The organism is Burkholderia cepacia complex sp. TUM26381 (genome assembly GCF_057439935.1).
Window position 1 is genome coordinate 397,821 of the sequence record NZ_CM172008.1, and the last position, 23,847, is coordinate 421,667.

General features: G+C 67.3%; 24 protein-coding genes. 15 read left to right on the forward strand and 9 right to left on the reverse strand.

The annotated features are described in order from the left end of the window. Window positions 1-6: 6 nt before the first annotated feature. Window positions 7-951: a hypothetical protein gene (locus tag ACWMMN_RS33960; RefSeq protein WP_486424416.1), complete on the reverse strand. Its 945-nt coding sequence runs from the start codon at window positions 949-951 to the stop codon at window positions 7-9. A gap of 167 nt (window positions 952-1,118) precedes the next feature. Here ACWMMN_RS33960 and ACWMMN_RS33965 point away from each other — a divergent pair, with 167 nt between their 5' ends. Beyond that, the gene (locus ACWMMN_RS33965) at window positions 1,119-1,994 is read left to right on the forward strand and encodes a LysR family transcriptional regulator (protein WP_059241380.1); all 876 of its coding nucleotides are present in this window, start codon (window positions 1,119-1,121) and stop codon (window positions 1,992-1,994) included. 32 nt (window positions 1,995-2,026) lie between these two features. Here the strand turns inward: ACWMMN_RS33965 and ACWMMN_RS33970 are convergent, their stop codons facing one another. Continuing rightward, window positions 2,027-3,295 carry an ATP-grasp domain-containing protein gene (locus ACWMMN_RS33970; RefSeq protein ID WP_340625927.1) on the reverse strand — a complete coding sequence of 423 codons (1,269 nt, stop codon included), beginning with the start codon at window positions 3,293-3,295 and terminating at the stop codon, window positions 2,027-2,029. Window positions 3,296-3,347: 52 nt separating this feature from the next. Further along, entirely contained in the window at window positions 3,348-4,781 is a 1,434-nt protein-coding gene (locus ACWMMN_RS33975) for an MFS transporter (protein ID WP_059241382.1), read from the reverse strand. 448 nt (window positions 4,782-5,229) lie between these two features. On the opposite strand from ACWMMN_RS33975, the gene ACWMMN_RS33980 reads away from it, so the two are divergent. Continuing rightward, on the forward strand, window positions 5,230-6,345 hold the full coding sequence (locus tag ACWMMN_RS33980; protein ID WP_059241383.1) for a TauD/TfdA family dioxygenase: 1,116 nt from the start codon (window positions 5,230-5,232) through the stop codon (window positions 6,343-6,345). 93 nt (window positions 6,346-6,438) lie between these two features. Further along, window positions 6,439-7,380, forward strand: a complete 942-nt coding sequence (locus ACWMMN_RS33985; protein ID WP_486424417.1) for an ABC transporter substrate-binding protein — start codon at window positions 6,439-6,441, stop codon at window positions 7,378-7,380. 19 nt (window positions 7,381-7,399) lie between these two features. Here the strand turns inward: ACWMMN_RS33985 and ACWMMN_RS33990 are convergent, their stop codons facing one another. The 6 genes from ACWMMN_RS33990 to ACWMMN_RS34015 form a co-directional block, all read right to left on the reverse strand. After that, complete coding sequence (locus tag ACWMMN_RS33990; protein ID WP_081052094.1) at window positions 7,400-8,290, reverse strand: AidA/PixA family protein; 891 nt, start codon at window positions 8,288-8,290, stop codon at window positions 7,400-7,402. A 65-nt stretch (window positions 8,291-8,355) separates the two neighbouring features. Next, window positions 8,356-8,859 carry an inclusion body family protein gene (locus ACWMMN_RS33995; protein WP_059241385.1) on the reverse strand — a complete coding sequence of 168 codons (504 nt, stop codon included), beginning with the start codon at window positions 8,857-8,859 and terminating at the stop codon, window positions 8,356-8,358. Between the two features lie 293 nt (window positions 8,860-9,152). Next, a complete protein-coding gene (locus tag ACWMMN_RS34000) occupies window positions 9,153-9,536 on the reverse strand; it encodes a GtrA family protein (RefSeq protein WP_059241386.1) in 384 nt (127 codons plus the stop codon). A gap of 12 nt (window positions 9,537-9,548) precedes the next feature. Further along, complete coding sequence (locus ACWMMN_RS34005) at window positions 9,549-10,592, reverse strand: glycosyltransferase family 2 protein (protein ID WP_174992366.1); 1,044 nt, start codon at window positions 10,590-10,592, stop codon at window positions 9,549-9,551. Between the two features lie 24 nt (window positions 10,593-10,616). Next, a complete protein-coding gene (locus ACWMMN_RS34010; protein WP_486424418.1) occupies window positions 10,617-11,996 on the reverse strand; it encodes a glycosyltransferase family 87 protein in 1,380 nt (459 codons plus the stop codon). Further along, the gene (locus ACWMMN_RS34015) at window positions 11,993-13,231 is read right to left on the reverse strand and encodes a glycosyltransferase family 87 protein (protein ID WP_059241389.1); all 1,239 of its coding nucleotides are present in this window, start codon (window positions 13,229-13,231) and stop codon (window positions 11,993-11,995) included. The genes ACWMMN_RS34010 and ACWMMN_RS34015 overlap by 4 nt, the downstream gene beginning before the upstream one ends. Window positions 13,232-14,282: 1,051 nt before the next feature. Between ACWMMN_RS34015 and ACWMMN_RS34020 the strand changes: the two genes are divergently transcribed. From ACWMMN_RS34020 to ACWMMN_RS34075, 12 genes are all read left to right on the forward strand, one after another. Further along, entirely contained in the window at window positions 14,283-14,474 is a 192-nt protein-coding gene (locus tag ACWMMN_RS34020) for a Flp family type IVb pilin (protein ID WP_059241390.1), read from the forward strand. Window positions 14,475-14,615: 141 nt separating this feature from the next. Further along, window positions 14,616-14,807 (forward strand): Flp family type IVb pilin, encoded by a 192-nt coding sequence (locus ACWMMN_RS34025; RefSeq protein ID WP_059241391.1) that lies wholly within the window; start codon window positions 14,616-14,618, stop codon window positions 14,805-14,807. Between the two features lie 82 nt (window positions 14,808-14,889). After that, entirely contained in the window at window positions 14,890-15,096 is a 207-nt protein-coding gene (locus ACWMMN_RS34030) for a Flp family type IVb pilin (protein ID WP_059241392.1), read from the forward strand. 28 nt (window positions 15,097-15,124) lie between these two features. After that, complete coding sequence (locus ACWMMN_RS34035) at window positions 15,125-15,664, forward strand: A24 family peptidase (RefSeq protein ID WP_059241393.1); 540 nt, start codon at window positions 15,125-15,127, stop codon at window positions 15,662-15,664. A gap of 32 nt (window positions 15,665-15,696) precedes the next feature. Next, a complete protein-coding gene (locus tag ACWMMN_RS34040) occupies window positions 15,697-17,097 on the forward strand; it encodes a hypothetical protein (RefSeq protein WP_059241394.1) in 1,401 nt (466 codons plus the stop codon). A 35-nt stretch (window positions 17,098-17,132) separates the two neighbouring features. After that, a complete protein-coding gene (gene cpaB, locus ACWMMN_RS34045; protein WP_059241395.1) occupies window positions 17,133-17,972 on the forward strand; it encodes a Flp pilus assembly protein CpaB in 840 nt (279 codons plus the stop codon). A 104-nt stretch (window positions 17,973-18,076) separates the two neighbouring features. Next, complete coding sequence (locus ACWMMN_RS34050; RefSeq protein ID WP_059241396.1) at window positions 18,077-20,002, forward strand: type II and III secretion system protein family protein; 1,926 nt, start codon at window positions 18,077-18,079, stop codon at window positions 20,000-20,002. A gap of 20 nt (window positions 20,003-20,022) precedes the next feature. Further along, window positions 20,023-20,319 (forward strand): hypothetical protein, encoded by a 297-nt coding sequence (locus tag ACWMMN_RS34055; RefSeq protein WP_059241397.1) that lies wholly within the window; start codon window positions 20,023-20,025, stop codon window positions 20,317-20,319. A gap of 25 nt (window positions 20,320-20,344) precedes the next feature. Further along, the gene (locus ACWMMN_RS34060; RefSeq protein WP_486424419.1) at window positions 20,345-21,616 is read left to right on the forward strand and encodes a TadE/TadG family type IV pilus assembly protein; all 1,272 of its coding nucleotides are present in this window, start codon (window positions 20,345-20,347) and stop codon (window positions 21,614-21,616) included. A 13-nt stretch (window positions 21,617-21,629) separates the two neighbouring features. Next, window positions 21,630-22,163 carry a TadE/TadG family type IV pilus assembly protein gene (locus ACWMMN_RS34065; RefSeq protein ID WP_059241399.1) on the forward strand — a complete coding sequence of 178 codons (534 nt, stop codon included), beginning with the start codon at window positions 21,630-21,632 and terminating at the stop codon, window positions 22,161-22,163. Further along, a complete protein-coding gene (locus ACWMMN_RS34070; RefSeq protein ID WP_059241400.1) occupies window positions 22,160-22,603 on the forward strand; it encodes a TadE/TadG family type IV pilus assembly protein in 444 nt (147 codons plus the stop codon). Before ACWMMN_RS34065 ends, ACWMMN_RS34070 begins: the two co-directional genes overlap by 4 nt. A 22-nt stretch (window positions 22,604-22,625) precedes the next feature. Next, the gene (locus tag ACWMMN_RS34075; protein WP_059241401.1) at window positions 22,626-23,834 is read left to right on the forward strand and encodes a CpaE/TadZ family protein; all 1,209 of its coding nucleotides are present in this window, start codon (window positions 22,626-22,628) and stop codon (window positions 23,832-23,834) included. Window positions 23,835-23,847: the final 13 nt, after the last annotated feature.

Sequence of the window (23,847 nt, forward strand, 5' to 3'; positions counted from 1 at the left end):
CGCCGGCTAGCGTGCGCGCCGGCGCAGGCGTTGCGCTTCGAGGCGCGGCAGCAGGTGCTGGACGACGCGCGGCAGCGTATAGATCGGCAACTGTGCGCACGTGAACACGAGCGCCATGGTCGGCGTCGCGGCCAGCCCGAGCGCGGCCCACATCAGCCCGACGTTGCGATTGGCGACGATCAGCGCAACGTTGAGCCGCGTGCGGACGTCGCCGGGCGTGAGCCCGTAGGCGAGGATCTGGAAACTGGCGTTGACCGCGAACGCCAGGGCAATCGCCGTCAACGCGCGGTGCGGCGCGTCGATGATCGACTGCTGCATGCCGGCCATCGTGCCGAGCGCGAACACCAGCAGCGCGACGACGACGATCGCATCGATCGGTGTCGCAAAACGGTCGAGCCGCGCGCCGGCCACGCGCCGCACGAGCAATGCGACGCCCTCGGCGCTGCCGATCAGCAGCGCGAGCCGCAACGCGAGACTCAGCGGCGAGATCGCCACGGCCGCATCGTGGCTGAACCAGGCCGTCAGCAGCGGCGCGGTCAGCGGCACGAACACCATCGACGCGAGGGTGGCGACGAGCGCGACACTGGCGTCGAGCGACAGCATGCGCGCGATCGTCGACGTGCCGCTCGACGGCGGCGCGCAGTACGCGATCACCAGCGCGACCACCCAGTCGTACGGCATGCCGGCGAGCCGCGCGGCGATGCCGAGCGCGACCGGGCACACGATCATCGTCATGGCAGGCAGCAGCACCGACACAGCCGGCCGCCGCGCGACCGCGCGCACGGCGCTCGGTTCGACGCGCAGCAGCGTGCCGAGTACGAACAGGAACACGGTGACGGGCATCAACGGCCGCGCGAGATCCGCGAGCGGCGGCACCAGCAGCCCGAGGACGACGCCACATGCGAGCACGGTCGGCCCGCGCCGCACCAGCGCAGCGATCAGCGCGCGCACGGGCGGGCCTCGGAGCGGCGGTGAACGGGGGTGAAGCCGGAGCAGACGGCGGATGGCATGCGGATTCCTCGGAAAAGGCGCGGCCGGCACGGAATATCCGCTAGGCTAATCCGGATGATGAGCGAAGTAAAATGATATAAACTGAATCAGTAACAAGAGAAAGTGATATGAACATTCCTCTGCTCGAAACCTTCCGGGCCGTCGTGCAGGAAGGCAGCGCGTTGCGCGCGGCCGAACGGCTCGGCTGCACGCAGTCGAACGTCACCGCGCGGCTGCGCCAGCTCGAAGAGTCGCTCGGCGCGCCGCTGTTCGACCGGCACGGCAAGCGACTGGTGCTGAACGATGCCGGGCGCCGGCTGATACCGTACTGCGACCGCATCCTGCGCCTCGTCGACGAAGCGACGCAGGTGGTGCGCGACACGCCGGTAGCACGCAGCTTCCGGCTCGGCTCGATGGAAAGCACGGCGGCCACGCGGCTGCCGGCGCTGGCCGCCGCGCTGACGGCGCACGATCCGGCGCTCGGCCTCGTGGTGCAGATCGGCAGCGAGCCGGATCTGGCCGATGCCCTGTTGCGCGGCCGGCTCGACGCCGCGCTCACCGCACGCGCGATCGTCAGGCCCGGGCTGCGTTACGAGCCCGCGTTCGCGGAAGACATGGTGCTGGTGAGCGCGGCCACGGTCACGCGCCGGCAGCTGCTGGCCGACAACGCGGTGCGGCTGCTCGCGTTTCACGACGGCTGCCCGTATCGCGCGGTCGCGGAGCACTGGCTGAAGGCGCGCGGCGTCGCGATCGAATCGGTGTCGTCGTTCGGCACGTTCGGCGCGATCCTCGGCTGCGTGGCGGCCGGGATGGGCGTTGCAATCCTGCCGAAACGGATCACGACCGAGCACGTGGCGCGCAAGGAGTTGCGCACGCATGCGTTCGACGATCTCGACAGCGTGACGACCTACCTCGTCACGCCCGACGAAACGCCCGCGTTGCCGGAGCTCGACGTGTTGCGTACGGTCATCGGCCGGCAGGCGGGCGCGCTGCTCGCCCGCTGATCCGGGCGAGCCGGCGCGCCGCGCCCGCCGCGTCAGGCCGGTGCGACCGCGTGTTCGTCCGCGAAGAAATTGGCCTCGATTTCGCGGATCCGCCGGCAATCCTCGAGCAGCCGCTCGAAGGTCGGGCTGTACAGGCCGACCGTGCCGAGCGCCGTCTGCAGGTCGGTGGTCACGCGCAGCGTGTCGCCGACCTTGATCCATTGCTTGAGCCCGACGAACGACGGCAGCGCCTGGATCGCCTGCCACGTGAAGTCCTGCCGCAGCACGCCGTTGCGCGACGACAGCAGCAGCACGTGCCCGCAGTAGCCGCGAAAATCCGTCGGCGCGACGGCGTCGCCGAACAGCCGCTCCGGATGCAGCACGGCTTCGACGGCGGCCGACACGTGGTTCTCGCCGCTGACTGCGCTCGTCAGCCGCGGATCGAGGCTGCCGTGCAGCCGCGCATTCAGCTCGACGATTGTCGGGCCGTCGGCCGTATCGAACAGCTCCAGATGGGTCGGCCCGAAGCGTACGTCCAGCGCGTCGAGCACGTCGGCCGCATAGTCGAGCAGCGGCGCATAGCGTGGATCGGCGTGGTTCAGCACCAGCATCTTGTCGAGCCGCGGCGCGTGCGTGCGGTCGCGATGCACTTCCCACAGGCTGACCACGCGATGGCGGCCCTCGAACGATACCGAATCGACGATGTATTCCTGCCCCTCGGAATAGCTCTGGATCACGATGTCGTCGTTCGGCTGGTTGTAGAGCGAACGGGTGGCCAGCACGTCGCGCGCGGCGGCTTCGACCTGCGCGAGCGTCCGGCAGATCTTCACGCCCGTGACGCCCGCGCTGCGCGCCGGTTTCACCACGAGCGGCAACGTGCCTTGCGCGCGGGCCCATTCGACCGCCTCGTCGACCGACGTGCTGTGAAAGTGCGCCGGCGCACGCAGGCCGGCCTCGCGGATGCGTTCGTTCATCGCGAACTTGTCGCGTCGCGCGGCCGACGTCGCGAGCGGGTTGCGATACGGCACGTCGAGCCGTTCGGCCAGCGTGTCGGCCAGCTCCAGCGCGGCGTCGAGGCCGTGCAGCACCGCGCCGATCCGCAGGTCGCTCAGCTGCGCGAGCGTCGCGTCGATGTCGCCGCGATGCTGGATCTGGCGGATGTAGTCGGACGGCACGAACTGGTTCAGGTAGATGTCCGGCAGATCGGGGTCGCTGATCACGTGTGCGCAACGAATGCCGTACGCACGAAACGCGGGCGCCAGGTAGGCGGCGGTCGACGCGCCGTCGACGATCAGGACGGTATCGATGAAGCGATGCTGCATGGATTCCTCGCTCGGCTGGGGGATCGGTGAAAGGGTGTCGGTCGAAAGCGGTTCAGGCCCGTGTGGCGGGATCGGGGGCGTCGCCGGGCCAGCGCGCGGCCAGCACGATGCATACGGCGATGAGCGCGGCCGCGACGGCGAACGCGCGCGACGCGCCGGCCACGATCGCCGCGCCCTGGCCGGCGACCAGCGCGCCGAGCGCGGCGACACCGATGGCGGCGCCGACCTGGCGCGCGGTATTGAGGATCGCGGACGCGGTGGCCGAGCGGCCGGCCTCGACGCTGCCTAGCATCGTCGACGTCAGCGCGGGAATCGCGATGCCGCCGCCGATCGCCATCGCCGCGAGCCCCGGCGCCAGCAGCGCGTAGGGCGTGTGTGCGGCGAGCGTCTGCCACAGCCACACGTAGCCGGTGAGCGACACGGCGAGGCCGACGACGACGGTCGCGCGGAACCCGTACCGGACGGCGAGCCGCGCGCTCGCGAGGTTGGCGAGCATGATGATCGTGAGCGGCGCGAGCGCGAGCCCCGATTCGGTCGCGGTGAAGCCGCGGCCGCTCTGGAAATAGAGGCTGAGCGAGAAAATCAGCCCGTAGAACGCCGCATTCGTGACCGCGCCGATCGCGAGCACGCCCGGCACGCGCGCGATCCGGAAGAACGCGAGCTGCAGCATCGGCGCGGCCACGCGCCGTTCGATCGCCACGAACAGCATGCCGAGCGCGACCGACGCGGCCAGGGCGCCGGCAGCATACGGGTCGCCAATGCCGTGGGCGCCGGCGCGGATGATCCCGCCCGTGAGCAGCCCGAGCACGAGCACCGCGACGATCTGGCCGGCCGGATCGAACAGCCGCGTGCGTGCGGCGGCCGAATCCTGCACGTGGCGCAGCGTGAGCCACAGCCCGATCGCGCAAATCGGCAGGTTGATGAAGAAGATCGCGCGCCAGCCGAGCGAGTCGATCAGCAGGCCGCCGAGGGTCGGCCCGGCCGCGCTGATCGCACCGCCCGTCGCGCTCCACCACGCGACGGCCTTCACGCGTGCGGCGGCGTCGTGGGCGCACGCATGCGTGATGAGCGCGAGCGACGTGGGCAGGATCATCGCGGCGCCGACACCCTGCGCGACCCGCGCGGCGATCAGCGCCGCCAGCGACGGCGCGAGCGCGCAGCCGAGCGACGCGAGCAGGAACAGCAGAAGACCGTAGGCGAACAGCCGCCGGCTGCCGAAGCGGTCGGCCAGCGTGCCGGAGGTCAGCAGCAGCGCGGCGAACGACAGCGTGTACGCATCGACGATCCACTGCAGCCCGTGAACGCTCGATCCGAACGCGTGACCGAGGCTCGGAATCGCGACGTTGACGACGGTCACGTCGAGCTGGACGATCGCGAAGCCGAGGCTCGCGGCCGCGACGGTCGGGAGGATCGCGCGCAGCGACGTGCGTTGAGGCGGCGCGGCGGCCGTCTGCGTGCGGTCGAGCGCGTGGGCCTGGTCGCTCATCGGGCCTCCCCGGGCGTGCGGGGCGACGGGCGGCACGCCGGCAACGACGTGTCGTATCCGGAATGATCGAAGGAGCAGCGGCGCGGCGGGGGGTATCGATTCATCTGGCGGGTTCCCGTATGTCGGACGAAGGGCGCCGGCTGCCCGTCGGGCAGCGGTCGCATCGTCGAGTCCGACAGAAAACTAGCATCGACCCGCTGGCGAAGACAAATAATAAGCAGCGATTTTTTAACAAGTATTTGTGTTAAAGACCGGTGCGAACGACGCGAACCGGCCACGGCCGCGTTGCTGAACTTATATCGATAATTTTTGTTTGCAATCGAATTAATATCATTTCGCAATGCAATGACGGTCTCCTAGTCTTGTCGAGCGCTTCGCACCGAGGACGGCAGAGCGCGGCGGTGGTGCCATACCGCTCTTCGACCCAAGATCTTTATACGAGAGACCTATGACCTATCTCGCAGATGAACGCATCGCTTTGACCGCAGTGGAGTCGGCTCACATTCGCAAGACGCTCGGCGCGCTGGGCTACGACCCGGCCGGCGGCGCCGGCTATATCAGCGCAGTCCGCAAGCTGGCCTACAACGCGTTTCCCGACCGGATCGTCGACGCATTCGATCGCGCGAAGGCGCCGACCGCGGACGCGCACGGCTCGATCGAGATCGACAACCTGCCGATCGACGAGGGCGTGCAGGGCAGCCCGCGGTTCGAGGAAACCGGCCGCTCGTTCAAGGCCGGCGTGCTGAGCGAGAACGTGCTGGTCGCGCTGAGCACGCTGGCCGGCGAGCCTTATTCGATCGCGCACGAAGGCCGCGAGCTCGTGAACAACCTGACGCCGCACAAGACGAACGCGCGCGACTACACGGGCCTCGGCTCCGAAGTCGAGCTCGACTTCCATATCGAGAATGCCGCGCAGGCGCACATGCCCGAAGGCGACACTTCGCCGTTCGCGCTGCTGCTGCTCGGCGTGCGCAGCGAGGCCGGCGGCGGCCCGTACACGCGGCTCGCCGATGCGCGCCGTGCGCTGCAACTGTTGTCGCCGGACGATATCGCGCAGCTCTACGGCGAGCACTACATCATTCGCGTGCCGTACCGGTGGCGCGGCGCGGCGCCGACACCGCGCGACAACACCGACCTGAGCGCCGTGCTGTCGGGGCCGATCGACGCGCCGCGCGTGACGGTCGCGTTCTATCCGGACATGGTGCTGGCCGTCAACACGCGGGCGCAGGAAGCGCTGGCCAACCTGTATCGCGCGGTGCGCGAGGTGTCGTTCGGCGTGCAGGTGTCGCCGGGCAAGCTGGTGCTGATCAACAACCATTTCACGCTGCATTCGCGCGACCGCTTCGATCCGCAGTACGACGAGAACGACCGTGCGCTCCGTTGGGTGCAGCGCGTGTTCGTCGCGCGCAGCCTGTGGAATTTCCGCGCGTTCACGCCGCTGCAGGCGCGCGTGTTCGATCCGAAGGCGCTGTATGCGGGCGACGCGGTGCAGGCGAGGCAACCGTCGCGCGTCGTGCAACCGGTGCCGCAGCGCGCGGCCGAACTCGAGGCGACGCCTGCGTGACAAACCGCGCCGGCGGCGGCGTGCGCCGAACGTCGCGCCGCCGCCCCCGTGCCTGCTTCACGCATCATCGAATAACAAAGGATTCCGGAAGACATGAGAAGAACCGCTTTTCCCGTTGTACGCATCGCCCGCGTGCTGGCCGCCATCCTGATCGCCGGGCACGTTGCCGCCGCGCAGGCCGCGCCGTTCGACCTGAGCCCCGAGCAGCCGGGCCGGCAGCGCGGCGCCGTGAACCCGGCGGTCGAGCAGGCGTTGCCGGGCGGCTTCAAGTTCGCCGAAGCGAATACGCTGACGATCGGCATCGCGCCGAACCTGCCGCCGCTCAGCACCTATGCGACCGACGCGCGCACGGTGGTCGGTTTCGATCCCGATCTCGCGCAGCTCATCGCGGACAGCGTCGGCCGCAAGCTGAAGATCGTGCCGCTCGCGTGGGCCGACTGGCCGCTCGCGCTGCAGTCCGGCAGGGTCGACGCGGTGATCTCGAACGTGACGGTCACCGAGCAGCGCAAGGAGAAGTTCGACTTCTCGACCTACCGCAAGGATCAGATCGGCTTCTACGTGAAGAGCAACAGCCGGCTCGTCGCGATCCGCGAGCCGAAGGATGTTGCCGGGTTGCGCGTCGTGACCGATTCGGGCACGAACCAGGAAAAGATCCTGCTCGAATGGAACCGGCAGAACATCGCGCGCGGCCTCGCGCCGGTCGAGATCCAGTATTACGCGGATGCCGCGGAACGCTGGGTCGCGCTGCAGTCGGGCCGCGTCGACACGATCTTCAGCGTGAATTCGATGCTCGCGTACCAGGCGTCGCTGCGTGGCGATGCGAAGCTGATCGGCACGGTCAGCGGCGGCTGGCCGCGTACCGCGGACATCGCGATCACGACGAGGAAGGGCAGCGGCCTCGCCGGGCCGCTGACGCTCGCGATCAATGGGCTGATCGCGAACGGCAGCTACCGGAAGGTGCTCGGCCGCTGGAGCCTCGATGCCGAAGCGGTCGACCAGTCGCAGACCAATCCGCCGGGGCTGCCGCGCACCTGAGTGCCGCACGCGGCGCCGCTCACGTAATCGGCCACTGCAGGATCACGATCCCGTCGTTGTAGTCGCGGTCGGCGCCGTCCTCGGCCCCGAGCCAGCCGAGCCAGACCGTGTCGCCGGCCGACAGCGGCGCGAGCCGCGCATCGGTCGCCGATTTCCTGCCGTTGGCCGACGCGTCGATCCGGATCCTGCCGCCTTGCGAGTTCAGCGTGAACTGCCTGACGCCATCGTTGCCGTTGCCGGCGAACGACGCGGCCGGTTCCGGCGCGTCGTCGATGAACAGCTTCAGGTCCTGCCGGTCGGCGGCATTCGCGTAGAAGGTCGCCTTGAAAGCGGTATTCGGCGGCAGCGTGAAGTGGCCGTTGCGGTCGGACGACGGCTTGAAGCCGGGCTGTTTCGTGTCCGGCTGGCTGCCGGCGATCTCGATCGTCGTTTCCCAGCGGAAGTAGCCCGATACGGCGCCGTCGCGATCGAGCACGGCGAAATCGGCCGTGCAGGTGGTGGCACCCGCGGCCAGCACGTCGCTGCGCCAGACATGGTCTTTCATCGGCCGGCACGACGGATGAAGCAGGTCGTCGCCGTCCGGTACCGGCACGGCGGCATCGCGGATTTCCGCTTCGATCGGGGCGACGATGCCGGCGTCCTTCAACGCGAACCGGACGAACAGCACGCTCACTTCGGCGCGCAGCGCCAGCGCGGTTTCGCGCAGATGAAGCTGGTCGCCCGGCGCCAGGCCGGCAAAGAGACGGTTGTCGTTGTGGCCGACCTGCCCGGTCTCGCCGGGGCTCAGCACGTAGATGTGCCGGCCGTCGATCACGGTCGGCGCGTTGGCGTCCCGGCTCGCATCGGGGTAGGCCGACAGCAGCGTGACGGCGTCGATGACCGCGAGGACATCGCAACGAAGACCAGACATGAGCACCTCCTCCGCAACAAGGGAGCGGCACGGGCGGCCGCCGCGCGGCCGCCCGCGTGCCGCGATCAGTTATGGATCGAGATGAACGGATCCCACGAGAAGCAACCCTGGATCTGGCAGTTGCGATCGATGATCTGGAACTGGAAGTGGTAGGTCACGCGGCCGACCTTCAGGCATTCCGACGACCAGTAGTAGTTCGCGACTTTCTGGCAGGTCGGCACTTCCGGCTTGCTGGTGTTCGGCACCGGGATCGACGCTTCCGCGACCCGCGGGGTCGGCGTCGAGATCAGGTCGTTGCCGACGTTGCCGATGAACTTGTAGAACACCACCTGGTTCTCGAAGCCCAGCGACAGGCTCGTTTCGCGCCAGCGGATCAGGTCGCCGACCTGCGCTTTCAGGTCGAGCTCGCCGCCCGCCTGCCCGGAAATGACGTTGTCCTGGTTGGTCACCATATAGACGTAACGCCAGTCGATCAGCGTCGGGGCAGCCGGGTTCTTGCTGGGATTCGGATATTTTTTGAGAATGGTTTCGGTGTCGAACGAAACGAGCACATCGGTTACGCGTGACATGGAAGCTCCCGTTTTAAGTAATGGGACTTATCGTTGCGCGAATTGCTTCGTGCGGTCGCCATCGCCTTGTTCTGCAAGGATTTGTGCCCGATTGGGCCCGTGCTTGAGCGACGGCGAATCCAGATTATCCCGTTTGAATATTCGTGGAAGCTGTAAAGGTAAACAGGGTCGTTAAAATATATTCATTTGGTAATTTTAAAATAAGAATCAATCGATTCGATGCGTTACATAAATACAATGGCATCGAATACGTTAATTGATGGGCCGATTATTTTCCGGGCACGGGAGGCCGCTTACCGGTAGGTCCAGAACCGGTGCAGCAGGAACGTCGTCGGCGGGATCAGCAGCGCGATCGCGACGACGCTCATCGCGCGCGACATGTCGAGCGCCGCGGCGCCGCGCGCCAGCAGCAGCGTTTCGACGAACCCGGCGAGCGTGACCGCGAGGAAGCGCGTCGCGTTGCGCGCGCGTACCGTCGACGAAAAACTCCACAGCGTATTCGCCAGGTACGAGAACGCGGTGGCGCAGAGGAACGCGACGGCGTTCGCGGCCACCAGCGTCGCATCGAGCAGCGCGAACATCGCCGCCGCAACCAGCGTGTGAATCGCGGTCGAGCAGAGCCCCGACACGCCGAAGCGCACGAGCCTCGCGCGCTCGGCAGCGAGCAGGCCGATCATGGTGCCCGCGCGTCAGCGCGCACCGACCCGCGCACGGACCGGCTGCACGCGCCGGCGTGCGGCCAGGCGGCGCGCATCGCGTGAAACCGGCAGTTCGATCACCTTGCCGTGCGCCTGGTAGCGGCGGCGGATCAGGTAGACGGGCCGTTGCTTCGACTCGTCGTAGATCCGCCCGACATACTCGCCGACGACGCCGATCCCGATCAGCTCGATGCCGCCGATGAACAGCGTGACCGAGATCAGCGACGCATAGCCGAGCACCGGATTGCCGAACAGCAGCGTGCGCAGGATGATGAACGACCCGTACAGGAACGCGAGCGCGGCGATGCCGAGGCCGATGTAGGTCCAGCTGCGCAGCGGCACGGTGCTGAAGCTGGTGATGCCCTCCAGTGCGAAATTCCACAGCTTCCAGCCGGAAAACTTCGAGTGCCCGGCGCTGCGCGGATCGCGCTGGTATTCGACGATCACGGTCTTGTAGCCGACCCACGCGAACAGCCCCTTCATGAAGCGGTGCCGCTCGGGCAGGTTGCGCAGCGCATTCACGACCTTGCGGTCCATCAGCCGGAAATCGCCGACGTTCTCCGGCAGCTTCACGTCCGACAGCAGGTTGTGCACGCGGTAGTAGATCGCGGCGGCGGTGCGCTTCGCGAACGAATCGCACGCGCGGTTGCTGCGTTTTGCCGCCACGACTTCCGCACCGTCGCGCCAGTGTTCGATCATGACCGGAATCAGGCTGGGCGGATCCTGCAGATCGGCATCGAGCGGGATCACCGCGTCGCCGGCGGCTTCGTCGAGGCCGGCCGTCAGCGCGGCCTCCTTGCCGAAGTTGCGGGTGAGATCGATCACGCGCACGCGCCGCTCGGCGGTGCTGATGCGGACCAGGCGTTCCAGCGTGTCGTCGCGGCTGCCGTCGTTCACGCAGACGATCTCGAAGCGGATTGCGTCGATGGACGTCAGCAGTGGAATCACGACGTCGAAGAAATGCTCGACGGCCTCGCCTTCGTTATAGAACGGCACGACCAGCGAGACGAGCGGCGTGTAGATGGATTCCCGCATGATGATTCCCCTTGTAATGTCGCTTCACCGGCCGACGCCGATCGTCGGGCGGCCGGTGCGGCGCATTCCGTACGCCGGGCGGTGGTGTGACCGGGCCGGATGGGCGAACCCGGTATCGGTCGAGGTGTCGCGCGCGTCGGGCATCGACGGCACGTCGTGTCTTTCCTGTGCGATCCGGCTGACGAGCAGCGCGAGCGACGCGAGCGTCACGAGCGGCATGAACTGGAACGACAGGTGCGGTACGACCGCGAGGCCCGCGAGCGGCATCGGCCACAGCAGCATCAGCCATTCGCGATCGAAGTGGCGCCAGCCGCGCGTCCCCGCATAGCGGGCGTACCACGCGATCACGAGGCCGTACCACGTCAGGTCGTAGTCGTACAGATAGGGGCTGACGAGCAGGCAGGCGCACGCGAGGGTCGCGGCGCGCAGCGCGTACGAACATGCGCCGCGCCACGCGTAGACCACGGCAATCGCGGCAGCCGCGGCCGACAGCAGCTGCAGGCCGCGTGCAACGAGCGCGGGCCAGCCGGCCATCGTCGCGAGCGCAAACACGGTCGGCATGCGCGCGAGTTTCGCGTGGCCGGTGCCGACGATCGCGTAGACGTTGGCGATCACGTGCATGAACGCGACCCACGGGGCGAGGCCGAACGCGAGCGTCGCGAGCACGACGCTGACGGCGAGCGTCGCGGCCCACGCGGCCAGCGCACGCCATTGCCCCGCGCACAGCAGCGCGAGCGGGAACAGCACCGCGAGCTGCGGCTTCGTCGTCAGCAAGCCGAAGCAGATCCCGGCGACAACCGGGCGGCGGTTCAGCGCGAGCAGGCCGAGGCCGGCGAGCATCGCGGTGAAGAGGCTGGTCTGTCCGACGATCACCGTGAGGAAAGCGCCGGGGAATGCGAGGGCGCACAGCCACGCGGCATCGCGCTGTACGGTCGCGCGGATCGTCGCCGCGAACAGCGCGTACGTGACCGCGAGCCACAGCACGAGCGCCAGCGTGTACGGTAGCCAGCCGAGCGGCGAGACGAACAGCAGCATCGTGGGCGGATAGAGCCACGGCTGCGTGCCGTCCGCGAGCGTCAACGTCGGGATCGCAAGCTTCTGGACCGCGAACAGCGCGGGGAAATGCCATGCGTCGGCGCCGTGCCCGTGCGCGGCGAGCCATGCGGCGCTCCAGACCGGCGAAAAATCCGGCGACAGCGGGTCCGGCGCGCCGTGGTTCGACAGGATCACGCGGATCAGGTAGATGCCGATGAACAGCAGTTCGGTCAGCAACGCGGCGGCCGCATAAAGGCGTATGCGGTCGCGATTGAACCAGTGCGGGTAGCGGTGCGGGCCGGCGATCGGGAGTTCCGGATGCGCGTCAATGGAGGAATGCGCATGGCGGGCGAACGAAGGCGCTTTCATTGCGTGCTCCGTGACGCCAGTGCCGTGCGGCGCACGACGACGAACAGCACCGCGAGCAGCACGACTGGCCCGATCTGCGGCAGCTTCATCAACCGATTGAACATCTCGAAGATCGGCAACAGCCACGCGAGCACGAGGATGCCCTGGTCGCCGGGAAGCCAGCCTTCGTCGAGACCGTACGCGATCAGGCAAAAGACCGCGATGCCGAGCCACGTCAGTTCGTAGTGCCACAGATAAGGCGTCGTCAGCAGCGTGGCGACCGCCAGCACTGCGCCGCGCAGGCGCATGTCGTGCGTGCGACGCCACACGTTGACGGCCGCGGCGATCGCGAGCAGCGCGACCGCCGCCTGTGCGGCAAGCGCGGCGGCTACCGGTGCGCCCGCGAGCCGCAACGCGGCGAACGGCGTCGGCGACGCGAGCCAGTACGACGCGAGCATGAAATGCTGCTCGCGTACCGTCGACATCGCATGCGTCAACCCGTGCAGCGCGGCCGGGCCGGACAGTGCGACGCCGGCTGCCGCGAACAGCGTCGCGGTGATCGCCGCCGCCGCGAAGGTGCGCCACGCACGCGTCGCGATCAGCACGAACGGGAACACCACGGCCAACTGCGGCTTGATCGCGAGCAGCCCGATCAGCACGCCCGCCACGACCGGACGCTTGCCGAGCAGATGCAGCGCGAGCGCGGCGAGGCCGGCGGTCAGGATGCTGTTCTGCCCGAACAGTGCGGACATGCACACCGCCGAATACGCGGCGGCCACGAGCGCCGCGGCGCGCGGCACGGGAAGATGCGCGCGCAGTCCCGACAACCGCGAGACGGCGAACGCGTAGCATAAAAGACTGCCCGCGAAAAAGAGGAAGTAAGCGGGCAGGAAAGGCACAAGGGCAACCGGCGCGACGAACAGCAGCATCGTCGGCGGATAGAGCCAGGGAAGCGGCCGGTGTTGCAGAAACGCACCGAAGTGCGCGAACTCGGCCTGCACGAATGACGACGTGTCGTAGGCCGATGCGGCATGGCCTTGCAACACGAGATGCGATGCAGTCCAGAAGACCGAGAAGTCGGTGCCTGGACGGGCGATGGCGTTCGACGTGAAGCCGTCGGTCACGACGCCCCACACGACCACCAGTGCGATGAACAGCAGCAGCATGATGCAGCTGTATGGAACGATCCGGTCCGCTGTCAGCCATTGAGCACAGCGTATGGCGCGATCGCGCGTTTCACGATTGGCTGTGTACATGATGCCCCGTTTATCGTAGTGGCTGCGTGGTCTGTCACAGCCGTTTGATGTTGTCGTGCCTGCGGATCGAATCGCGTTGAAACGGCGTTGTCCGGTGAGTTCATTGTTGAAGAAAATATCGCGTGATGCAAACCACGCATGGGCGGCCGGTCTTTAATGTGTTCAGCGATGCGCGTGAAAACCGCCGTTTCTGGTATGAAAAAATGCCGACGCCGGGTTTCGTGTTTCTGGCTTGAAACATTCCGCGATTTTCACCGGGTTCGCATGCCGCCGATCCTGCGGTGCGCGAGCGGCGCCAGGCGTCCGGGAAAATCCCGAGAAAAAATTTTGTGCCCTTTGTGCAGCGCGACGACGGGCGTTCCGGGGGCCTCCGTTCGCGGGGGCGCCTATATCAAATTTGAAACATTTCGATCGTTGCGCCCCTGGCCCGGGGCGGCGCGGATCGCCGGAACCCTTGATGCACCTCGATTTCGCCCGAGATGGTCCGCTCTTTGCGTAAGCGTTGGCACGGCAGTCGACGACGGGATGACCGGCCGGTTCGGACAAAAGACACACGGAACCGGCTTTGGAATCACCTGCGGAAAAGATGGGCCGGAGCGCGTCGGGGAACATGCTGCTCCAGGTCGATGAACCGCGCGAATCGTCGCCGAGTGACCAATGAGACCCGATGTCTTCAGGGCAATAAAAATCGGCATGGCAGTACTTGGGGAATAAAAATGAAAGACCACTGCACATCGCGGATCGCAAGCCGCGTTAAAAACACATTGCGGCTTTGCCGGGAGTTCGTCTCCCGTTCAACTGGATTCCATGCGTCGAACGGCCGTCGTGCCGTTCCGGTCTGTCGGCATGCCCGGTTCATCCGGCTGGTCGGCCCGGCCACGCCTTTCTCGCGCTCCGTTTCACTGATACCCGTTCGCACGGACAGGGGTGTGCATCCCCGTTCCCGCAGCTGAGCGTCGCGTTCCGATTTTTCGTGTAGTGCCGGTGGTGCCCACCCCCGACGTCTTGATTGACGAAGGGAATTTAATAGTAGTCCGAAAGGAGAAAGCTCATGCCAAGAATCATCGAAAAGGTAGCCTGGTTCGTCGAGGATCAAGACGGTGTGACGGCCATTGAATACGGCCTGATCGCCGCGCTGATCGCAATCGGCATCATTGCCGCGCTGACGACAGTCGGCACGGATCTGAAGACCGTGTTCAGTACGGTCGCCGACGATCTGGACTCGGTAGTGGCAGCAATCTGATGAACGGTACGGCGAGCGGCTCCTCAGGATTGTTCGTCGGCACCACACGGCATCAACAACATGCCTCGACGTATCGATGCCGGATCATTCGATCCAGCCGGCACGCGAGGACTTTGAAAGTGACTACGCAAGGAGATCATCATGTCCAAGTTCATTCAACAAGTCAGCCGTTTCGTTCGCGATGAAGATGGCGTGACGGCCATCGAATACGGCCTGATCGCCGCCCTGATCGCCATCGGCATCATCGCCGCGCTGTCGACGGTCGGCAAGGACCTCAAGACCGTGTTCACCACGATCGCGGACGACCTCGATTCGGCGGTCGCAGCCATCTGATGGACCATGCCGTGGACGGCTCGGCCGGTGCAGTGCTCGAGCCGTCCCCGGCCATCCGATCAACCAGGAACCGGAGACCACCATGCAAGCCACGATGTGTGTCGTCCGTCGCTGGATCGCCGACGAGCAAGGCGTGACGTCGATCGAATATGCGTTGCTCGCGGCGATGTTCGCCACCGCAGTGCTGGGCAGCGTCGTCACGCTGAAAGGCTCGCTCGCCAATACGTACGAGGTGATTGCAGCGGCCGTGACGTCTGCGGTAACCACCGCGCTGGCAATGGTTTCCTGATTCAACGATTCGATCCGAGAGGTTCGCCATGTTACCTGTTGCGCCGCCTTACCCGGTCCCGTTGTGCGTGACGTTGCTCGCCGTCGCCGCGGCCAGCACGGACATCGCAAGCCGCCGCATTCCGAACCGTCTCGTCGCGGTCGGGCTCGTCGGCGCGCTGGTCGCGCAGTGCATGCTGCACGGCGTCCTGGCAGGCGCACTCGGGTGGCTCGCAGGGGCGGCGACCGGCTTCGGCCTGCTGCTGCCGTTCTATCTGTTGCGCGGGATGGCGGCCGGCGACGTGAAGCTGATGCTCGCGATCGGCGCATGGGTCGGGGCGGAAATGACGTTCTACATCGTGCTGGCCACGTTCCTGGCCGGCGGGATAGGCGCCATCGCGTTCGCGCTGCTGCGCGGCCGGATGCGCCAGATGTGGGCGAACGTCCGCGCGCTGATCGCGCGTCGTTCGCAAGGGGCGCACGCGGAAGCCGCCGGCGGCCCCGTGGAATTCGCATCGGTCGGCACGCTGCCGTATGGCGTGGCGATCGCGGCCGGCACGCTGGGCATGTTGTTCGTGTCGTGCGCATAGCGCGACGCACAAGCAACGAGGACGGAGCGATCATGAACACGAATCACACCGAACCGAGACGCGACGCGCAGGTGGCGCACCTGCCCGATCCGCTGCCGTCTCGGGAAGCCCATACGAAACTGGGCACGCAGTTGCCGACGGCGCCGCGCACGCTCGAGGAAACCGGGCTGAGCATGACGTTCGTCGCCGGGCTCGTGCTGAAGTCGACGCTGGTGCTCGGCCGCCCGTCATACGGCGACCTGGTCGAGCGGCACTGCCTGCCGCTCGCGGTCCTCGACGACGTCTTCGCCTTCCTGGTGCGCGAGCATCTCGTCGAGCTCACCCATCGCGGCGCGACCGATCTCGACGTGACGTTCCGCCTGACCGACGCGGGCCGCGTGCTCGCACTCGAGGAACGGGCGCGCAGCGGCTACAGCGGCCCCGCACCGGTGACGCTCGACGCGTATCTCGAATGCGTGGCCGCTCATTCAGTGCGCAAGCTGCACATCGGCCAGAACGACGTGTGGGCCGTGTTCGAAGGCATCGTGATCGACACGTCGGTGCTCGATGCGGCGGCTGCGGCACTGAATGCCGGCCGTCCGCTGCTGATCTACGGCCCGGCCGGCAGCGGCAAGACCTTCCTCGCCGAACGGCTCGGCTCGCTGATGCACGGCCACGTGCCGGTGCCGCACGCGATCTGCGCGGCCGGCGAAGTGATCCAGATCTACGACCCGCTCGTGCATGTCGAGGTCGGGCAGCCCTCCGGCAACTGGTCGATCGATCGCCGCTGGCGCCTGTGTACGCGGCCGGTCGTGATGTCGGGCGGCGAACTGACGCTCGATGAGCTTGATCTCCGCCGCGACGAAGCCGCCGGCTTCTATCAGGCGCCGCCGCACATGAAAGCCAACATGGGCATGTACGTCGTCGACGATCTCGGTCGCCAGCGCGTCGAGCCACGCGACCTGCTCAATCGCTGGCTGCGCCCGCTCGATCGCGGCGTCGACTTCATGACGCTCGAATCCGGCAACCGCTTCGTGATGCCGTTCGATGTCTGGCCGGTGTTCTCGAGCAACCTGTCGCCGGAACAGCTCGGCGACGACGCGTTCCTGCGTCGCCTCGGTTCGAAGCTGCACGTCGGCGCGATGTCGATCGACGACTACCGCGCCGTGTACAACGCGGCCTGCGCATCGCTGGGGCTCATCTCCGCGAGCGATGCATTCGACTACCTGCTGCATCGGCTGCATCTGCCGACCGGCAAGGCGTTTCTCGCCTGTTTTCCTGCGGACCTGCTGCGTCTCGTGGCCGCCGGCGCACGGTATCGCGGCGATCCGCCCGAAGTGACGCACGACGCACTGTACGACGCATGGGCGAGCTATTTCGGCGCGGCACCCGAACGTGACGGCAGCCATCCGCCGCCCGTCGAGCGCGGTGGCCGCACGTTCGTTACCGGTTGAGCCGTTTCTTTCACGAATCGTCGAGGAGCATTGCCATGAAAAACAGTCGAGCGGTCATGATGCTGGTCGTCGCGATGGTCGCGGGTCTTGCCGCGGTCGTGTTCGCGTCCCACTGGCTGGTGCAGACATCCACGAATTCGGTCACGCCGGTCGCGGTGGCCACCACCGACCTGAACCTGGGCGAACCGCTCGGGCCGAACCAGATCCACCTGGTCAACTGGCCGTCGGGCAGCGTGCCGACGGGCGCGTTCACCGATACGAAAGCCCTTGAAGGGCGCGTGGTGCGCACCAGCCTTTCACGCGACGAGCCGGTGATCGAGTCGAAGCTTGCGCCGGTCGGCACCAAGGGCGGGTTGTCCGCGGTCATCGCCGACGGCAGCCGCGCGATCACGGTGCGCGTGAACGACGTGGTCGGCGTCGCGGGCTTCGCGCTGCCGGGCAACTACGTCGACGTGATCGTCAACACGCAGGAACAGCAGGGCAAGACCGACGGACAGAGCATCTCCAAGATCGTGCTCGAACACATCCTCGTGCTCGCCGTCGCGCAGCAGGTCAGCCGCGACGACACCGCACCGAAGGTCGTCAATGCGGTGACGCTGGAAGTCACGCCCGACCAGGCCGAACGGCTCGATCTCGCGCGCAGCGTCGGCACGCTGTCGCTCGTGCTGCGCAACCAGGTCGACCAGAAGACGCTGAACACCGACGGCGCGACCAAGCTGACGCTGCTGGGCAAGGAGCCCGCACCCGAAGCGCCGCCGGCACCTGTCCATGTACGGACGGTACGCGTGCACGTCGCATCGCACGCGGCGCCGGAAGCACGACGCGACTGCGTCGGCGTGCTGACGGGCGTGAAGGGCAGCGTCGAGTGTTTCTGAAACAGATCAATACAGCCAGACAAACAGATCGGCCGCCGGCAACGCGCGGCGGCCTTGGAAGTCGATAACCGGCACGGCGCCGGTCTCTCGGGGGATCAGACGAAATGAAGATCAAACCGCAACGCACAGGTACGAGCCCACTGCGGACACGCGTCGCACGGGGCACGATGATGGCCGCGATCCTCTGTTCGGGATGGCTGACCGTTTATGGCGCACTCGCGCAGGAAGGCGTCGAGTCGGCCGTGCTGACGAAGGGCGGCGCCAGCGCGCCGGCCGCCGTCGGCAAGGGGCCGATGCAGATGACGATCAGCATGGCGCCGGTGCCGGCCGCCGCGCCCGCCGCCTCGGCGGGGCCGCTGCGCGGGCCGAACTGCGTCGGCGCCGTGCGCGAGTCGACCAGCGTCAGCGTGCCGCTCGGCAAGTCGCTGCTGGTGCCGATGCCGGAGCCGGTCCGCAATCGGACGATCGGCAACCCGGCCGTCGCGCAGGCCACGATGGTGTCGCCGCAGACGCTGTACATCCTCGGGCTCGCGGTCGGCACGACCAACATGATCGTGCAGGGCAAGAGCGGCGCCTGCCGCGTGATCGACGTTGCGGTCGGCGCGGATGCCGGCGGCCTGCAGGCATCGCTGCTGCAGCTGATGCCGAACGAGCGCGACATCCACGTATCGACCGCGGCCGGCACGATCGTGCTGGCGGGTACCGTGTCGAGCTCGCAGGCTGCGCAGCAGGCCGTGCAGATCGCCCATGCGTACGGTGACAGCGCCAGCGACCCGGCAGCGGGCGGCAAGGGCGGCGGCGGTGTGCTGAACATGCTGAACGTCACGTCGCCGCAGCAGGTGATGCTCGAGGTGAAGGTGGCCGAGGTGTCGAAGACGCTGATCAACCAGATGGGCAGCGCGTTCAACATCCAGGGCGGGTTCGGTTCGTGGAGCGGCGCGCTGGTCAGCAACCTGCTCGCGGGCGTGGCAAGCGGCGCCGTCTTCAACAAGGCGAACAACAAGCCGTTCAGCATCGCGGCCGACGCGCAGAACACCGACAACCTCGTCAAGATCCTCGCGGAGCCGAACCTCGTGACGATCAGCGGCCAGGAAGCGACGTTCCTCGCCGGCGGCAAGATCTTCATCCCGATCCCGCAGAGCAGCGGCAACGGCACGTCGTCGATCACGCTGCAGGAAGAGGAGTTCGGCGTCGCGCTGAAGTTCACGCCGACGGTGCTCGCCAACGGCCGGATCAGCCTGAAGGTCGCGCCGGAGGTGTCGGAGCTGTCGCAGACGGGCGTCACGCTGAGCGCGACCAACATCGGCGGCACGTCGATCCTGCCGCTGATCACGACGCGGCGCGCCTCGACGACGGTCCAGATGAGCGACGGCGAATCGTTCGCGATCGGCGGGCTGATCAAGGACAACGCGACCGGCGCGCTGAAGGCGATCCCGGGTGTCGGCGAAGTGCCCGTGCTCGGCGCGCTGTTCCGCAGCACGTCGTTCCAGCAGGACCGCACCGAGCTGATCTTCCTGATCACGCCGCACCTGGTGAAGCCGCTGTCGACCGCCGATGTCGCGCTGCCGACCGACAGCTTCTCGAAGCCGAACGAAGCCGACGTGTATGCAACGGGCAACATGGAAGGCCGCGGCGGGGTTCGCAAGGCAGGCGCACAGCCCGCGAACGGCGCAGCAGCTGCACCGCAGGCTCCGGCCGAGGCTCCGGCACCCGCGCCGGCTCCGCAATCGGAAGCGCCCGCCGGTCCCGCCGCCGCGCTGCCCGCGCCGCGCGCGCCGCAAGGTGCCGACGCGCAGTCGCCGGTGCTGGCCGAGCCGCACAAGGTGCCCACGCCGGTGGTCGCCACCGTGCCGCAGCCCGACACGTCGAACGCGGCGCGCATCGCGAACATCGAAGCCACCGCCGCGCGCCTCGCGGCAGCCGGCCCCGATACGCCGGCCAAGCCGGCGGCGCGGCCGAAGCACCGGGTGCCGGCAGCGCAGGCGCAGGTCGCGCGTGCGGGCGCCGAACCCCAGTCCACCGATCGTTGAAGCCATCCAAGGGGACACTCATGAAATCCGCCTACCTCGTATTCGTGCGCCGCGCGGCGCTCGCCGTCCCGCTCGCGTTCGCGCTTGCCGGCTGCATGTCGTCGACCCCGGTGTGGGACAGCCGCTTCGGCGATTCGGTCCGCACCGTGATGCAGGCCCAGATCATCGATCCGCATGCCGGCGAACACCCGGCAGCGGCATCGGGGGTCGACGGCGGCGCAGCCGCGGCCGCGCTCGACAACTACGACAAGTCGTTCAAGCAGACGGTGCCGCCCGCCAATGCATTCGTGATCGGCATCGGCAAGGCCACCCAGTAACGCCAGGACGCTCAGGGAGAACGCCATGAACAGCGCAGCCCGCTATCCGAAAGTCATGCGTCGCAGCCTGCATCGCCAGCGCGGTGCCGTCGCGATCATCGTCGGTCTTGCACTGGCGGTGATGATCGGGTTCGTCGGTCTCGCGCTGGATCTTGGCAAGCTGTACGTCACGCGCAGCGAACTGCAGAACAGCGCCGATGCCTGCGCGCTGTCGGCTGCGCGTGACCTGACTTCGGCCATCAGCCTGTCGGTGGCCGAGGCCGACGGCATCGCCGCCGGCCATCTGAATTTCGTGTTTTTCCAGAACAGCGCGGTGCAGCTGTCGACGAACGCGAACGTCACGTTCAGCGATTCGCTGACCAACCCGTTCCTGACCAAGACCGCGGTCACGACGCCGGCGAACATCAAGTACGTGCAATGCGCGACGAAGCTGAGCAACATCGCGCACTGGTTCATCGAGGTGCTGAACGTGCTGCCGGGCACGAAGCTCGCGAGCGCGGCGGAAGTGTCGGCGAGCGCGATCGCCACCGTCGGCGGCGGGCAGACGACCTGCGCGATCCCGGTGTTCGTGTGCCGCACGACGGGCTCGCCGTCCTACAACGTCGGCGACTGGATCACGTCGCCCTCCGGGTCGTCGTCGACCTACGGGCCCGGCAACTTCGGCTGGGCGGCGCTCGACGGCTCGACGAACGAGACGACGCTCGCTGGCGAGCTGTCGGGCAACACCTGCAACATCACGAGCCCGCCCGACCTGAGCACCACGGGCCTGAAGTCGGCGTCGCTGCGCGCCTGGAATACGCGCTTCGGTATCTACACGAACGGCGCGAACGGCTCGAGCGGCCAGCCCGACTTTACCGGTTACGCGTATGTCGGCCCGAACTACGGGCCGCCCGGAACGGCCGGCATCAAGGGTGATGCCTATACGCAGTTCGTTACCGACCGCACGAATTTCAAGCCGTACCAGGGCGATGGCGCGCCGCCTGCGGGCAGCGGAATCGCCACCAACGGCACCGCGACGGCGAGCAACTACCAGACCTACGGCGGCGACCGGCGCGTCGCGCTCGCACCGGAAGGCGATTGCTCGACGCTGAACGGCAACAGCGGCAAGGTGCACGTCACGCAATGGGACTGCGTGCTGATGCTCGATCCGCTGCCGTTCAGCCCAGGCAAGGGCGGGGTCGTCGCGCACCTCGAGTACCTCGGCTCGTCGGTGTCCGGCAACAATCCGTGCGCGACGCACGGCTTGCCCGGCAGCGGCAGTGCGTCGGGGACCCAGGTTCCGATGCTCGTTCAATAGCGGAGAGACGACCATGAACAAGCCTCCGTTCCGCCGTTCGCGCACCCGCGGCGTCGCTGCCGTCGAGTTCGCGCTCGTGCTGATTCCGATGATCATGCTGTCGACCGGCGTGGCCGAGTTCGGCCGCGCGATCTACCAGTACGAGACGCTGACCAAGTCCACGCGGGATGCGGCGCGCTACCTGTCGGTCTGGCTGCCGACCGACAGCGCCTATCCGGTGTCGCAGGCGCAGTGCCTCGTCGTCTACGGCAGCACGACCTGCGGCTCGTCGGGCACCGAGCTGGTGCCCGGGCTCACGACGTCGATGGTGACGATCTGCGACGCGCAGCGCACGACCGGCTGCAGCGACGGGTCCGATCCGCCGCAGTTCGCGAACCTGCCGACCTACGACTCGAACAACAACGCGGCGAGCGGCACGGCGACGGGCGCAATCAACGTCGTCGAAGTGAAGATCAAGGGCTACAAGTACCAGCCGATCCCCGCGTACCCGTGGCTGCCGTCGATCACCTTCAACAACATCGTCACCGTGATGAGGCAAGTGTCATGAACGCTCGCCATGCCCCCCCGTCACGCCGGCGCGCCCAACGCGGCGCGACGATCGTCGAGTTCGCGCTGATCGCGTCGGTGCTGATCATGCTGCTGATCGGCATCTTCGAATTCGGCCGCGTGCTGTTCTACTGGAACACCGCGAGCGAAGCCGTGCGTCTCGGCGCGCGCACGGCCGTGGTCTGCGACGTGAATGCCGCCGGCGTCGCGAAGCGCGTGACGGCGCTGCTGCCGCTGCTGTCGAACGCGAACGTGTCGGTGAACTACTCGCCGGCGAACTGCGACGTGAATTCGTGCGCGTTCGTGACCGTCAGCGTCACGAACGTCACCGTCAAGACGATGATCCCGTTCGTGAACGTCACGGTCACCATGCCGCCGTTCACGACGACACTGCCGCGCGAAAGCCTGACTTCCGCGACTGGCGGCACCGCTTGCAACTAATCGAACAGACGAGGCACACGACATGATCAACCTCCTCGTAGCTTCCGACGATACCGCGCGTCTCACGCAGATCGCGCGCCTCGTGGCCGACTGCGGACGCTATCGCGCGACCCGCGCGACCGGCCGCCCGTCGCAGATCGAGCATCGCACCGACGGGCTCGACGCGTTCGATGTCCTGCTGGTCGACGGCACGTCGCTCGAGCCGTCCGAGCTGTCGGCGATCGAGCGCATCTGCCGCGCCCACGCGAACCTGACCTGCATTCTCGTGACGGCGGATGCGTCGCCGCACGTGCTGCTCGACGCGATGCGCGCAGGCGCCCGCGACGTGCTGCAGTGGCCGCTCGAGCCGCAGGCGCTCGCCAACGCGCTCGAACGGGCGGCGGCGCAAAGCACGCGGCGCGACACCGACGATACGCGGATCGTGTCGTTCATGTCGTGCAAGGGCGGGGCCGGCACGAGCTTCGCGGCCAGCAACATCGCGTTCGAGATCGCCGAAGGGTTCAAGCGCCGCGTGCTGCTGATCGACCTGAACCAGCAGTTCGCCGATGCGGCGTTCCTCGTCAGCGACGAAACCCCGCCGTCGACGCTGCCGCAGCTTTGCGCGCAGATCGAGCGGCTCGACAGCGCGTTTCTCGACGCGAGCGTCGCGCACGTGACGGAAAACTTCCACGTGCTCGCGGGCGCCGGCGACCCGGTCAAGGCCGCCGAGATGCGCGAGGACGCGCTCGAATGGATCCTCGGCGTCGCCGCGCCGCGCTATGACTTCGTGATCTTCGACGTCGGCGTCGGCATCAATCCGCTGTCGATGGTCGCGCTGGATCGCAGCGACCAGATCCAGATCGTGCTGCAGCCCGCGATGCCGCACGTGCGCGCCGGCCGCCGGCTGCTGGAGATCCTCGTGTCGCTCGGTTACTCGACCGACCAGTTGCGGCTGATCGTAAACCGCGCGACGCGCGCGAGCGACCGGACCCGCACCGCGCTCGAGGAAGTGCTCGGCCTGCAGGCGGCCTGCACGATTCCCGACGATGCCGATACCGTGCTCGAAGCGATCAACCAGGGCCATCCGGTATCGCGGCTCGCGCGCGGCACGGCGGTCGCGCGTGCGTTGCAGGGGTGTGCGAAACAACTCGTCGACGGGGAAGTGCGCGCCGGGCACAGCGCGGCGAACAGCGAACCGTTGATGTCCAGGCTCTTCGGCCGCAAGGCCACGCCGAAGCTCAAGTCCATGTAAATTTTTCGGGGAA